The 13,537-nt window shown below is 32.8% G+C and carries 12 protein-coding genes; 2 read left to right on the top strand and 10 right to left on the bottom strand.

Annotated elements, in window-relative coordinates; all coding sequences use genetic code 11:
- Positions 1 to 117: 117 nt before the first annotated feature.
- The 4 genes from CD041_RS02575 to cmk all read right to left on the bottom strand — a co-directional run bounded on the left by CD041_RS02575 (position 118) and on the right by cmk (position 4,738).
- Positions 118 to 1,116 (bottom strand): NAD(P)H-dependent glycerol-3-phosphate dehydrogenase, encoded by a 999-nt coding sequence (locus CD041_RS02575; protein WP_002492343.1) that lies wholly within the window; start codon positions 1,114 to 1,116, stop codon positions 118 to 120.
- Between the two features lie 17 nt (positions 1,117 to 1,133).
- Entirely contained in the window at positions 1,134 to 2,444 is a 1,311-nt protein-coding gene (gene der / locus CD041_RS02570; RefSeq protein WP_002459076.1) for a ribosome biogenesis GTPase Der, read from the bottom strand.
- Between the two features lie 173 nt (positions 2,445 to 2,617).
- On the bottom strand, positions 2,618 to 3,796 hold the full coding sequence (gene rpsA / locus CD041_RS02565; protein ID WP_002459075.1) for a 30S ribosomal protein S1: 1,179 nt from the start codon (positions 3,794 to 3,796) through the stop codon (positions 2,618 to 2,620).
- A gap of 282 nt (positions 3,797 to 4,078) precedes the next feature.
- A complete protein-coding gene (cmk, locus tag CD041_RS02560; protein WP_002459074.1) occupies positions 4,079 to 4,738 on the bottom strand; it encodes a (d)CMP kinase in 660 nt (219 codons plus the stop codon).
- 76 nt (positions 4,739 to 4,814) lie between these two features.
- On the opposite strand from cmk, the gene CD041_RS02555 reads away from it, so the two are divergent.
- The gene (locus tag CD041_RS02555; RefSeq protein ID WP_002459073.1) at positions 4,815 to 5,783 is read left to right on the top strand and encodes an asparaginase; all 969 of its coding nucleotides are present in this window, start codon (positions 4,815 to 4,817) and stop codon (positions 5,781 to 5,783) included.
- 290 nt (positions 5,784 to 6,073) lie between these two features.
- Here the strand turns inward: CD041_RS02555 and CD041_RS02550 are convergent, their stop codons facing one another.
- From CD041_RS02550 to CD041_RS02530, 5 genes are all read right to left on the bottom strand, one after another.
- A complete protein-coding gene (locus CD041_RS02550) occupies positions 6,074 to 7,057 on the bottom strand; it encodes an amidohydrolase family protein (RefSeq protein ID WP_070648518.1) in 984 nt (327 codons plus the stop codon).
- A 363-nt stretch (positions 7,058 to 7,420) separates the two neighbouring features.
- Positions 7,421 to 8,407, bottom strand: coding sequence for a bacillithiol disulfide reductase YpdA (gene ypdA / locus CD041_RS02545; protein WP_070648516.1), 987 nt, complete (start codon positions 8,405 to 8,407; stop codon positions 7,421 to 7,423).
- 289 nt (positions 8,408 to 8,696) lie between these two features.
- The gene (gene ebpS / locus CD041_RS02540) at positions 8,697 to 10,025 is read right to left on the bottom strand and encodes an elastin-binding protein EbpS (protein WP_225306456.1); all 1,329 of its coding nucleotides are present in this window, start codon (positions 10,023 to 10,025) and stop codon (positions 8,697 to 8,699) included.
- A 130-nt stretch (positions 10,026 to 10,155) separates the two neighbouring features.
- A complete protein-coding gene (locus CD041_RS02535; protein WP_002459069.1) occupies positions 10,156 to 11,535 on the bottom strand; it encodes a RecQ family ATP-dependent DNA helicase in 1,380 nt (459 codons plus the stop codon).
- Positions 11,522 to 12,481, bottom strand: a complete 960-nt coding sequence (locus CD041_RS02530; RefSeq protein WP_037544342.1) for a YpbB family protein — start codon at positions 12,479 to 12,481, stop codon at positions 11,522 to 11,524. The genes CD041_RS02535 and CD041_RS02530 overlap by 14 nt, the downstream gene beginning before the upstream one ends.
- Before the next feature lie 110 nt (positions 12,482 to 12,591).
- Between CD041_RS02530 and CD041_RS02525 the strand changes: the two genes are divergently transcribed.
- Positions 12,592 to 12,840 carry a ferredoxin gene (locus CD041_RS02525; protein ID WP_002449743.1) on the top strand — a complete coding sequence of 83 codons (249 nt, stop codon included), beginning with the start codon at positions 12,592 to 12,594 and terminating at the stop codon, positions 12,838 to 12,840.
- A 141-nt stretch (positions 12,841 to 12,981) separates the two neighbouring features.
- Here CD041_RS02525 and CD041_RS02520 read toward each other — a convergent pair whose 3' ends face one another.
- Positions 12,982 to 13,524: an ECF transporter S component gene (locus tag CD041_RS02520; RefSeq protein ID WP_002478165.1), complete on the bottom strand. Its 543-nt coding sequence runs from the start codon at positions 13,522 to 13,524 to the stop codon at positions 12,982 to 12,984.
- Positions 13,525 to 13,537: the final 13 nt, after the last annotated feature.

The raw sequence follows: 13,537 nt of genomic DNA, 5'->3' as shown, positions 1-13,537 counted from the left end.
TGACTTTAACACAATGAGACTAATAACCGCAATGATTTATGTGCGATAAACCTTGAAATAGAGCGATTTATTGATAAGTTTTTAAGTTAATATGCATTTATAGTATAAAAATACACATTATTCCGATTTTTTATCTCTTCCCATTAATTTTTTTACGCCATCTTTAACAGGTTCGTTTTCAAATAATACTTCATATAAAGCATTGGTAATAGGCATATCAACGTGGAGCGATTTAGCTAAATGGTAAACAGATTCTGTAGTGTATATACCTTCTACAACCATATTCATTTCATTTAATGCTTCGTCCATCGTTTTACCTTGACCTAATTTGTATCCTAGAGTAAAGTTACGAGAATGTGTTGATGTACATGTTACGATTAAATCACCTATTCCACCCAACCCTAAAAACGTCATAGGATCAGCACCTAACTTTTCCCCTAAACGACTAATTTCTGCTAAACCGCGAGTCATTAATGCTGCTTTAGCATTATCGCCAAAGTTAAGTCCTGCTACAATTCCACTTGCTACTGCAATAATATTTTTTAATGCGCCACCTAATTCAACACCAATTAAATCGTTGTTTGTATAAACGCGTAAATAATCATTCATAAATAAGTCTTGAATGAGTTGACTAACTGCTTCATCTTTTGAAGATGCAGCTACTGTAGTTGGTTGTTTAATCACGACTTCTTCTGCATGACTTGGCCCTGATAAGACACCTATACCTGCATTATGTTCTGGAGCAATTGTATCTTCCAACATTTCTGATACACGTTTGAATGTGCCATTTTCAATTCCTTTTGCGACATGAATAAATGTTTTTTTAGAAGATAAGTGCTGATCAATTTCACCTGCTACTTCTCGCATCGCTTTTGTTGGTAAAGCCATCAGAAAAACGTCTGAAAATTGTATAGCTTGATTAATATCAGTTGTAGCTTTAATGCTATCACAAAGTTTAGCTTCTTTAAGATATTGTGGATTCATATGATGTTCATTTAGATTATTTACATTTTGTTCATTTTTCCCCCACATTAATACATCATGGCCGTTTTCAGCTAGTACATTTGCTAATGCGGTTCCAAAACTTCCCATACCAAAAATAGATATCTTTGTCATAATGATCCTCACTTTCTTTAATTTCGTTTTCTTGGAATAATATGAATCGGCGTGCCTTCAAAACCAAAAGCATCACGAATTTGGTTTTCTAAATAGCGTTTATAAGAAAAATGCATCAATTCAACATCGTTAACAAATATAACGAAGGTTGGTGGTTCAATTGCTACTTGAGTAGCATAGAAAACATTTAAACGGCGACCTTTATCTGTAGGTGTTGGATTCATTGAAATCGCATCTGTAACTACTTCATTTAGTGTAGAGCTTTGAACACGTTTTTTATGATTTTCGCTTGCTTCATTGATATAAGGGAACAGTGTACGTAATCTTTGTCGCTCTTTGGCTGAAACAAATGCAATTTGTGCATAATCTAAAAATTGAAAGTTTTTACGAATATCATCTGTAAATTTTTTCATTGTTTTACTATCTTTTTCGACAGTGTCCCATTTATTGACAACAATTACGACCGCTTTTCCTTCTTCATGTGCATAACCTGCAACGCGTTTGTCTTGCTCGATAATACCTTCTTCAGCATCAATAACAATAAGAACGACATTAGACCGTTCAATTGCTTTTAATGCACGTAAAACTGAATATTTTTCGGTAGACTCGTAAACCTTCCCTTTTTTGCGCATACCTGCTGTATCTATTAAGACATAATCTTGGTTATCATAAGTATACTCAGTATCGATTGCATCTCGAGTTGTACCCGCTACATTAGAAACAATAACGCGTTCTTCTCCAAGAATGGCATTCACTAAACTTGATTTTCCAACATTTGGACGTCCGATAATTGAAAGTCTAATTGTATCTTCATCATATGGATCCTCAGTTTCTTTATTGAAGTGCTTAACAACTTCGTCGAGTAAATCACCTAAGCCTAAGCCGTGGGAACCAGAAATTGGATAAGGTTCGCCAAAACCTAAAGCGTAAAAGTCATAAATATCAGTTTTCATTTCTGGATTATCGACTTTATTTACTGCAAGAACAACTGGTTTTTTAGATTTATATAAAATTTGAGCAACCATTTCATCACTTTGAGTTAAACCTTCACGTACATTAACCATAAAAATGATAACATCAGCTTCGTCAATTGCAATTTCCGCTTGTGCTCTGATTTGAGTTTGAAATGGCGCATCTCCGATTTCTATACCACCTGTATCAATGATATTGAATTCATGAGTTAACCATTCGCCTGAAGAATAGATACGGTCACGTGTGACACCAGGAGTATCTTCTACTATAGATACACGTTCACCGACTACTCTGTTAAAAATTGTAGACTTGCCTACATTTGGCTTACCTACAATTGCTACTACAGGTTTAGTCATTTGTTAATTCCTCTCTTTCTTAAATCTCTATAATTTTATCATATGCGTACTTTAAATCAAATAAACATTAATTTCTAGAGCTATAGCATCACATCATTTTTAAAATAATAATAGCCCAATTAAAGTAGATACCTTAACTGGACTAAATAAAAACGGATTATAAAAATAACGAATTAGAATTTTAAATCTTTAAATTTGTCTCCGAACATATCTCCTAATGTTGGATTGTCATCATCGCTATCATTATCTATATAAGATTGTGTTGTTGCCTCATCACTTTCAATGACATCTTCATTAGGTAAAGTTGCTTTAATTGAAAGTGAAATACGTTCATTATCTTCGTCAACACCAAGAATTTTGACATTGACTTGTTGGCCAGGTTCAAGTTTTTCACTTGGAGAACCGATGTGTTTATGGTCTATTTCTGAAATATGGACTAATCCTTGAACACCTGGTGCTACTTCAACAAAGGCACCAAAAGCAGCTAATCTTACAACTGTACCTTCGATAACATCACCTTCATGGAATTGGCCTTTAATGCGTTCGAAAGGTGTTGGAAGTGTGTCTTTGATAGACAGAGAAATACGTTCTGAATCTTTCTCTACAGATTTGACTTTCACTTCTACTTCTTGTCCTACACTAACAACGTCTTCAGGAGAATCTACATGTTCATGTGAAAGTTCTGATACATGTACAAGTCCATCTACACCACCAATATCAATAAAGGCACCAAAGTTTGTTAAACGTGCTACTTTACCTTTAATAACGTCTCCAGCATTAAGAGAATCAAGTAAAGATGCTTTTTTAACTTCATTTTCTGCTTGTTCTACAGCTTTACGGCTTAAAATGACTCTATTTTTTTCCGGTTCTAATTCTTCGACTTTAATTTTAATAGTTTGACCGTCAAACACAGAGAAGTCTTCGATAAAATCTGTTGAAATAAGTGAAGCGGGCACAAAGCCTCGTTGACCTACGTCTACCACTAAACCGCCTTTAACTACTTCAGTAACTTTTGCTTCAATTACTTCATCGTTATTAAGTTTCTCTTGTAAGTATTCATAGGATTTTTCAGTTTCAAGTTGTCTTTTAGATAGAATGTAAGCACCTGATTCATTTTCTTCATCAACTTCAATTTTAGTGACATATGCTTCGATGCTGTCACCTACGCTAACTACTTCATTTGGATTATCAATATGATGTGTAGAAAGTTGACTTATTGGAATGATACCATTGTATTTACCACCATTAATGTGAACTACAACTTGTTTATCTTCAACTTGTTGAACTTCACCGGTGATTTTGTCACCTTCTTTTATATCATTGATCATTGATTCGTTGAATTCTTCAGTCATCTTGTTTGCCTCCTTATACACTACATAATTATAACATCTTATAATATGACAGAATTGTCAAGAAATTCCTTCTCATGCGAATCATGAAACATAAACTTGTCAGAGCTTCTTGAAAAAAGTAATGAAAAAGATTATTGAATATTCAAGAATTTAAAAAGTAATTTTTAGGTCTTTAATTGATATATACACGTAATATATACAACTTTATTATATGCCTTAATGTACTTTTGATAAAAGAAAAGCAACTATGATTTTAAACGTTAATCATAGTTGCTAGTAACATTATTTAATTTTGTCTACCAAATTTAAAATTTCATCTGTAACTTCTTCGATTGATTTTCCTGTTGTATCTAATGTAATGGCATCTGTAGCTTTTTTTAGTGGTGAAATTTCTCGGTTCATGTCATATTGATCACGTTCAGCAATATCAATCTTTAATTGTTCGATATTAGATTCAATGCCGCGTTGTTCATTATCTTTTTGACGACGTTCAGCACGCTCTTCAACGGAAGCTATCATATACACTTTAAGTTCTGCATCAGGTAGAACTACGGTACCAATGTCTCTACCATCCATAACAATCCCTTTTTGATGTGCAAGTTTTTGTTGGATTTTAACTGCGAATTTTCGAATTGGTGCCTTTGATGCGACATATGACACGTGACTCGTGACTTCGTTATCACGCAAAAAATCTGTAACATCTTCGTCATCAAGAAGGATGCGTTGGCCTTTTTCAGGGTCATATGTAAGCTGCAAGGTTGTATGTTGGATTAAATCTTCGAAGTCTTCCGTTTTATTTAGTTTTAAATATTTATATGTTAATGCCCGATACATCGCACCAGTATCCACATATATCATTTTTAATTGAGTTGCAACACGCTTTGCAATCGTGCTTTTTCCTGCTGCTGCTGGTCCATCCAACGCAATATTAATTGAAGCCATTATTAAATTACCTACCTTGTTGTTTTATTTATAATATTTTATCATAAATATGTAAATGATAACTAGGAGGACACATATGAAAAAGTTACTTGTCATTCATACAGGCGGAACGATTAGTATGTCACAAAATCACTTAAATAAAGTGATAACTAACAAGAATAATCCAATTTCTCAACATGAATCATTGATACAGCAATATGCTGACATCCAAGAGGTACATCCTTTTAATGTGCCCTCCCCACAAATAACTATTGAACATATTATTCAGTTAAAAGATATTATTGAATCTGCAAATATCAATAATGAATATGATGGATTCGTTATAACTCATGGTACAGATACTTTAGAAGAAACAGCTTTTTTACTGGATTTAATTATTAGCATTGAGGCTCCAATTGTCATTACGGGTGCAATGCGTTCCTCAAATGAAATTGGTTCGGATGGCTTATATAATTTTATAAGTGCCATTAGGGTTGCAACGTCTAAAGAGGCGCAGAATAAAGGTGTAATGGTTGTGTTTAATGATGAAATTCATACTGCACGTAACGTAACAAAAACGCACACGTCTAATATCAATACTTTTCAAAGTCCTAATCATGGCCCATTAGGTGTCTTAACAAAAGATAATGTTCAGTTCCATCACCGTCCATATCAGCAGACTGTATACTCAAAAGTGAATGCCGACCTTGTAGTACCTTTGATTAAAGCGTATTTAGGAATAAGTAGTGATATTTTTAACTTTTATGCTCAGCAACAAGTTGATGGCATTGTTATAGAAGCGTTAGGACAAGGAAATTTACCAACAACATGTTTAGCTGGATTAGAACGTTGTATACAACAGCAAATCCCTGTAATAATTGTTTCTCGTTCATTCAATGGTATTGTAAGTCCGACTTATGCTTATGAAGGCGGTGGTTATGATTTAGAATCGAGAGGTTGCATTTTTTCAAATGGATTGAATGGGCCTAAAGCGAGATTAAAATTATTAGTTGGCTTGAGTAATCAATTAACACTTAAACAATTGAATAGTTATTTCAATTTTTAATGTTTAATAATAAATAAGGTTGATAAGTCTAGTTAGAATACTTTATGTAGTTAATTATTTTAAACAATGAATAATTAGAATTAAATATGGAAATATAATTATTTTATATGCGTAGTAGATCCGGGATATTATTATGTTTTAGGCTATCAACTAAATACTGGCAGTAGTTGACGGGATTGAAAATACGCTGATACCAACCTTTTTCAATTCTAGTCAACCTTTGCCGGGGCGGGACTACGAATTCATAATGAACGCTGTCCTGTTCCCTCCTGCGCTAGTATTAACATTAACTAAAAACTATCTTTAAATCTTGGGAATAATGTGAGTGCATTATTTCTTTTAACATCTTCAATCTTTTGAGGGTTAAAATTAGCATCATTTTCTATAGTGTTAATCATTAATTTGTCAATTTTTTCAGGTGCATAGTGGGCGTCACTACCAAATAGAATATGATCATCTGTTGTTGTCTCATCTAATGCTTTGAATGTTGCTAACTGTGTTGATAACGCAGTATCGTAATAAAAATCACTTATATAGTCTTCAGGTGATTTAGAAAGAGTTACATATTTACTATTATCCATTGTTTGTTTAATAAGTTCGTAACATTGATTAATTCGCCATGTTAGATATGGAAGTGTGCCACCTGCATGAGCTAAAATAATTTTAATATTAGGATATCGGTCCATCGTTCCACTCAAAATCAGATTAGCAGCTGCTCGTGTAGTATTAAATGTAAACTCAGCCATAAAGTCGACTGGCATGTATTTTGGTCGGGGTACATAATCTGGCGGTGTACTTGGATGAATAAAGAGAACTGCTTGTCTGTCATTTAAAACTCTCATTAAATCCTCAAATTCAGGATCTCCTAAAAATGATTCACTATAGTTTGACAACAATGCCACACCATCTAATTTCAGCGTATCTAAAGCATAAATTGCCTCTTCTATAGCGCCTTCAACGTCAGGAAGTGGTAAAGTAGCGAATGCTCCAAAACGATTTGGATAATCATTGATGAGTTTTGCTTGAAGTTCGTTAATATTTCTTGCTACGTCTTTCCTTTTTTCTAGATCTAATGGTTCAAGAGCAGGATCAGAAATAGAAGTAATACCCGCCTCGATACCTAACCGATCCATCATCTCAATGCTATCTTGGGGTTCCCATTTTTTTATTTTAAGTCCACCAGCTTTATCGATGCCACTATCATTTAATGCTTTTAAATAAATTTCGGGAATAATATGATGATGAATGTCTATATATCCACTACGTTTAACCATAAATAAACGCCTCCAATTTTTAAACTTCTATACAACTCGACTATTTATAGACAACTTGTATAGAAACCATGTTACGCTTAGTATGAATAATTTCAATGAACAAAAATTATTAAATTGTATATTAAACTACAAAATATTCATTAGTGTAAATAAAATATAAGATTATAGATAAAAATATGAGTTATGACTAATAAACGTCAAAAATTTAACTTAAACTATTGAAAGAAAAAATATAAATTAAATTGGGGTTTCAAAAGGAAAAAATATAGGTCTAGTCTTCTCTAAAATAAAAAAAGCTATGAAGAAATCAATGAGTATAAAATTTCTTCATAGCTTTTTTTATTATGTTGTATTTATAAATGGTTAAGTCTCTAAAGGTGTTTGCTTTTTAGTTAAAATGCTTTGTGTAATGACGCCACCATGGTATTTTCCGTTTTCAATAAAAATCGAATTATTGTCATTTCCAGCAGTGATGACCCCTGCAATATAACAGTTTTCTACATTTGTTTCATAAGTTTCTTTATTATGGACTGGTGCAGTGCCATATTCGTTTGTATTAATTTCAATTCCGATTGACTCTAAAAAGTCATAATCAGGATGATATCCAATCATAGCAAAAACATAGTCATTTGGTATTTCGATAAGCTTACCATCTTTTTTATATGTAACGGTAGTTTCGCTAATCTTTTCTACTGTTGCATTAAATTCCATCTTTATTTTCTCATGATTAACCAATGATTCGAAGTTTGGCAAAATCCACGGTTTAATAGCGGCTGAATAACGGTCTCCTCTATATAATACGGTAACATTAGCACCTGCTTTTTCTAATTCCAGTGCAGCATCAACAGCAGAATTTTTACCGCCAATGACCACAACATTTTGATCAAAATATGGATGTGCTTCTTTAAAATAGTAAAAAACTTTAGCTAAATTTGCACCTTCAGCTTCTAATTGATTATGCTGACCATAGTATCCTGTAGCGACAGTTAAGAATTTACATTGATATACATCTTTAGTAGTCGTTATAGTAAATTTATTGTCAATTTTTTTAACCGTTAAAACTTCTTCAAAGGCGTGTACATTTAATTGATGGTGTTTGACTACTTCACGGTAGTATACGAGTGCTTGATTACGATGCGGTTTACTTTCTTCAACAATAAATGGAATATCACCTATACTTAGTTTGTCACTTGAAGAAAAGAATGTTTGATGTGTAGGATATTTGTATATTGAATCAACAACATTACCTTTTTCAATGACTAAGGTTTCAATACTTTTCTTTTTTTGTTCTATAGCTGCACTTAAACCACATGGGCCTCCTCCAATAATAATACTTTCATAACTTTGCATTTTTATGGCCTCCTTTAATCCCTTAATTATTATAGCAGTTGGTTTCTTATTTCTAAATAAAATTGTTTGATGTATTTAAAAGAGATTTAGCAATGAATATGATTAAAAAAGAGCGGGACTATGAATTCATAATGAATTCTGTCCCGCCCCGGTAAGGTTGACTAGGGTTGGAATGAGCTTATTATAAGCGTATTTTCAATCCAGTCAATTACTGTCAATATATATTTTTATATGGTTATATTTTTGAAGGTACCTTTTTTAGACGTATCGTTTTGGTTATTTATTTGTCTTATCTTGGTATAACTAAATGTTGTCCATTAGAAATGTTATTACTTGTTAAGCCGTTTGCGGCTTTTATTTTATTAACATTTTCTGGAGAACCATTACCATAATATTGAATGGCGATACGATAAAGATTTTGGTTACCAACAACGGTATGCGTTTGTTGGCCTTGTGCGCTATTTGACTGTGACGCTCCGTTTTGTTGTTGTTGCGCATTTTGATTGTTAGCTTGATTATTTACACCGTTTGAATTATTAGCTGATGCGTTATCAGAGTTTGCTTCAGAATTGTTGTCATCATTTGATGCATTGTTACTACTATTATCATCTTTTTTATCTTTACTATCTGATTTTTCTTTGTTGCTTTTATCATTGTTACTAGCTTTATCTTTCTTATCTTGTTGTGCTACTTTTTGATTGTCATCTGCTTGATTATCACCGTGATCTTTATTCAAATACATACCTAAAAAGATAGCTAGCGCGGCAAGCACAAGCAATAAAGCTAATAATGGCAACAATAAGCCTTTAATTCCACGTTTGTTCGATTCCTTATCATCATGATGCTCCGGTCTGTTCGTATTGTTGTAATGATTGTTTTGACTTGCTGCTCCAGCTGCACCTGCTGTACCACTACCTGCAGCCTTTTTCTTATCATTTTGGGTTGATCTCTGTTTATTTTCTTGTTGGGTAGAATCATCATTGTTATTTTTATTGTTATGATTTGCTGCTGCACCTATTCCAGCGGTTCCAGCAGCTCCAACGCCTGCAGCTGTTGTTTTGTCTAATTTAGACGACTTTTTTTCTGGATTATTTTGCGCTTGATCATCATCTGCTATTGCTTGCTTAGATTCATTTTGAGTACTTTGATTGTTTTGTTTGTTGCTTTGTTGTTCGCCAGTATTTCGAGTATCGTGTCTATTGCTTACTGATTCCTTATTATCATGACTTGCTGCGCCAACACTTGCACTGGCCGCACCTTTACGGTTCTGAGAATTCGCATTTTTGTGTTCTGTTGGCTTTGCTTCTTGTTGCGGTTTAGTTGAATCATGTGATGGTTGTCTTTCATCTTCCGTTTGATGGTTTTGATTGTCTTTTTCATTATAGTTATGAACTTGTTTATCTTGATTGCTTTTGGTGTTCCGCTGACGTTTACGTTGACGACGTTGTGCATTTCGGGGTGGAAATTGTTGGTTGTTGTCTAAATTTTCTTGTACTTGCTCCTTTTCATTTGTTGTGTGTTCTTCTGTGTGGTGTTCTGATTTATCTTCGTGCTGATTCGTGTCAATTGATTGACGGTTTTTTTCAAAATCATCTTTAAAATTATTAGACACACTCATCATCCTTTCTCTACTGCGAATTAATTATTGTTAGTTATAGTTTACCCAAGAAAATTTATAATATGTACTTATAAATACAATTTATTACAATAATTATAGCGTTACTAAATATTTATAGCAAAGGAAGTACTTAGCTAAGAAATAAATTTTTAAGTTTATCTTCATAAGACATTTGACGTTTGACCTTTTTTCGATTATAAATTTTAAGCGGTTTTATATCAGTATCATGGTCACAACATATAGATGGAATATCAGGGACTTCTCCAAAAAATTCTAATAAGTATTTTCGACGACATTGATCAAGTTGGCTATAACTAAGCATACGATTAAGTGCGAGTTGTTTTCTCTCTTGTGCTATTTGGAAAATCTGTTTAAGTTGTGCATAAGTGAAATGAGAATGTAAGATTTCTAATATATCTTGCTTCAATGGCTCAATGTTTGCACCAAGTTCGTAGCAGTCAATATCATAAGGTAAAATCATATCTGCAAAAAGGATGGTTTCTAATAAATAGCGATCATCCGGTTGAAATAGGCTAATTGCTTGGCTCGGTTGCTGATCACGCCCGGCTCTTCCTATTTCTTGTAGATAACTAGACGGACTGGTAGATAGATGAAAATGAATAACCGTGCGAATATCCTTTTTATTGACTCCCATACCAAATGCACTAGTTGCTACAATGACTGGTATATCATTATTGATAAATTGTTGTTGGACGGTTTGTCGTTCTTGATAAGATAAATCACCATGGTATATCCCTGTTAAATACCCATGTTTATATATAGTCTTGGCTAATTCAACACACATTTTTTTAGACGAAACATAAATAATTGTTGGACCAGATTGTTCTATATAGTGCATTAACCAATTCATTTTTTCTTGATCATTTCTAAAGTTAATGTGCTGAAAACTAATATTAGGTCTATTCATATGTGTTTTGATAACATGAAATGACACATTTAACAGCTGATTTAAATCCTGTTCCAAATGTGGCGGAGCAGTAGCAGTTAGCGCAAGGATGGTAGCATTTTTATAATAGTTGGTTATTTTACTAATAAGCGCATAATGCGGTCTGAAGTCATATCCCCATTCAGAGATACAATGTGCTTCATCTAGTACAATAAGACCAAAATCGATAGTTGAAATTAGTTTGAAGTTTTGAGGTTGTAATATAAATTCAGGACTTAAAAATATAAAGCGACTCTTCGCTAAGCGTTTCATATTCCAGTTTTTTTCATTATCATCCATACCTGAATGAATGTATGCAACAGACTGTTCTCCACTCATTTTTAATTGTGCAACCTGATCGTCCATCAAAGAAATAAGCGGGGAAATAATTAAAGTTGATTGCTGTAATTCATAAGTAGCCATTTGATAACATAGACTTTTACCGCTACCAGTCGGTAAAATGCCCAATGTATGATTTGAATCTAATACACTTTTAATAATTTCCTTTTGTCCTGCTTTAAAGTTATCAAAACCAAACCAGGATTTTAATTTATCCTCTAGCAATAAGCTCACCTCTTTCAATTCCAACAATCATTAGTTTTATTTCAAAATAAGACAAGTTTGGGAAGGCCTGTTTATATGCTTTTAATCGCTCTCCACGATGTTTGTTATAAAATTCATTAAATTGATGGAAACCGTCTTCAGATATGAAATCAAAATAATGAGTGATATAACCTTTAATAAATAACTCTAGTATATGATCTTCGATTGTATTCAGTTTGACGTGTTGTTTTTGAGCAATTTGCGTCATTGAAAAACGTTGTTTTAATTGTTGTTGGGTTATGTGTGTTTTATGTAATAATGACGGTTTAATGATACATTGACTAAGTATTGGATAACGATATTCTATTTCTAGTTCATACATTAGTGTTACAAGTTCATTCATTTCTAGGTTAAATAAATGCTGTTCAGGTATACTTTCAATCAAACTGATTTGTTGGCGGGTATACATTGGTTCTTCATAGCCTTGTAAATAATAATGTAGACAACAATAATTGTTATTATTTGTATATAGAGCTTTAAATAATTGATTTAGCTCAGTGATAAATGCGCTATCCTTATCTTCTTTTTTTATATAGTAGTAGATTTGTTTAACTTTTCTTTGGATAAGGCCATGCTGTGAAATAGGTATAAATGAATAGACATTTTGTTGCGTGTTTGACAACGTTTGAATAAGTAATTGAATACAATTGAAAGTATGTACTAAACTATCATACGTATATCTTGGATGAACTTTTATCGTCATGCCATTGTTAACATTTTGTGCCATAAATCGCTCGAAAGACGGATATTTTAAATTGGGTAAACTGTGATATAATGATAAAAGTTGTTGACTGCAGGCGTCAAAAAAGGTTTGATGTGTTTTTTTGCCTGTTAATAAATTAAAAATGCTTTTATTTGTTTTATAAGTGAATGAATGTTGTTTAGAATAAAGTATAATATCTTTCAATCTCGACCCTCGCTCTTATGAAACTGATAAATTAATAAAAAGTTTTTTCGATGTATACATGAGTATTTGTTATACTAGTGTAGCATGTTTATCAAAGGAGGCGAATGAAAATGGCTAAATATACAATCGTTGATATGGATACGTGTATTGCATGTGGTGCATGTGGTGCGGCCGCTCCAGATATTTATGATTATGACGATGAAGGTATTGCTTTCGTAATCCTTGATGATAACCAAGGTACTGCCGAAGTGCCAGAAGAGTTATATGAAGATATGGAAGATGCCTTAGAAGGTTGTCCAACTGATTCCATCAAAATAGAAGAAGAACCTTTTGATGGTGATGCTTTAAAATTCGAATAGCACATAGCTATTTTATATATAGTAGATTAGTAGTTAAAGCAAAAAATTAATTATAATAATTGCAGGCAATATTTCTCAAATGGGAACATTGCCTGCTTTGTATTTACAAGCGTATTTTTAAAAGTTTCATTTACCTGTTAATTATTTAAGTACGCTTTTAATTCTGCGATATAAAAGTATAAATATGATTGAGATGATTGCCCCTTTGATAATATTAAACGGTATGATACCAGAGACGATAATGATTTTTATATTTTTTACAATATCTGCTAAGTTGAAAATCATGCCATATAGTGGTAACAATACGAAATAATTTAAAATACTAAGTACAATGGTCATAACTAATGTAGCCATGACTAATGCAGTTATCATTGCTTTATTAGCAACATGTCCTCTTTTATTAACATAATATGCTGTAAGTAAGAAACTTATACCGGCTAAGAAATTAGCCACAGGACCTACTGGGTCTCCCATATTAAAGAAAAAATTAAGCAAATTTTTAATAAATGCTACTATAATACCTGCTATAGGACCCATTGAAAAAGTTGCTAACAATGTAGGGACATCACTGAAATCTAATGTTAAGTATGGCGGAAAAAAAGGTAGTGGAAACTTTAAAAAAGTCAAAACAAAGCCAATGGCACTTAACATGCTGATGGTTATTAGACGTTTATTTTGTTGCATATGTAGTTTTCTC

It is taken from the genome of Staphylococcus lugdunensis, assembly GCF_002901705.1.
In the GTDB taxonomy this organism is placed as follows: Bacteria; Bacillota; Bacilli; order Staphylococcales; family Staphylococcaceae; genus Staphylococcus; species Staphylococcus lugdunensis.
Note: the sequence above shows the minus strand (reverse complement) of the source record. Positions and strands in the feature narration are given on the sequence as shown.

Bases quoted from the DNA above. Each gene is read 5' to 3' on its own strand.
- ypdA (WP_070648516.1), bottom strand. From the start codon at position 8,407: ATGCAAAGTTATGAAAGTATTATTATTGGAGGAGGCCCATGTGGTTTA.
- CD041_RS02525 (WP_002449743.1), top strand. From the start codon at position 12,592: ATGGCTAAATATACAATCGTTGATATGGATACGTGTATTGCATGTGGT.
- CD041_RS02555 (WP_002459073.1), top strand. From the start codon at position 4,815: ATGAAAAAGTTACTTGTCATTCATACAGGCGGAACGATTAGTATGTCA.
- rpsA (WP_002459075.1), bottom strand. From the start codon at position 3,796: ATGACTGAAGAATTCAACGAATCAATGATCAATGATATAAAAGAAGGT.
- CD041_RS02520 (WP_002478165.1), bottom strand. From the start codon at position 13,524: ATGCAACAAAATAAACGTCTAATAACCATCAGCATGTTAAGTGCCATT.
- der (WP_002459076.1), bottom strand. From the start codon at position 2,444: ATGACTAAACCTGTAGTAGCAATTGTAGGTAAGCCAAATGTAGGCAAG.
- ebpS (WP_225306456.1), bottom strand. From the start codon at position 10,025: ATGAGTGTGTCTAATAATTTTAAAGATGATTTTGAAAAAAACCGTCAA.
- cmk (WP_002459074.1), bottom strand. From the start codon at position 4,738: ATGGCTTCAATTAATATTGCGTTGGATGGACCAGCAGCAGCAGGAAAA.
- CD041_RS02550 (WP_070648518.1), bottom strand. From the start codon at position 7,057: ATGGTTAAACGTAGTGGATATATAGACATTCATCATCATATTATTCCC.
- CD041_RS02575 (WP_002492343.1), bottom strand. From the start codon at position 1,116: ATGACAAAGATATCTATTTTTGGTATGGGAAGTTTTGGAACCGCATTA.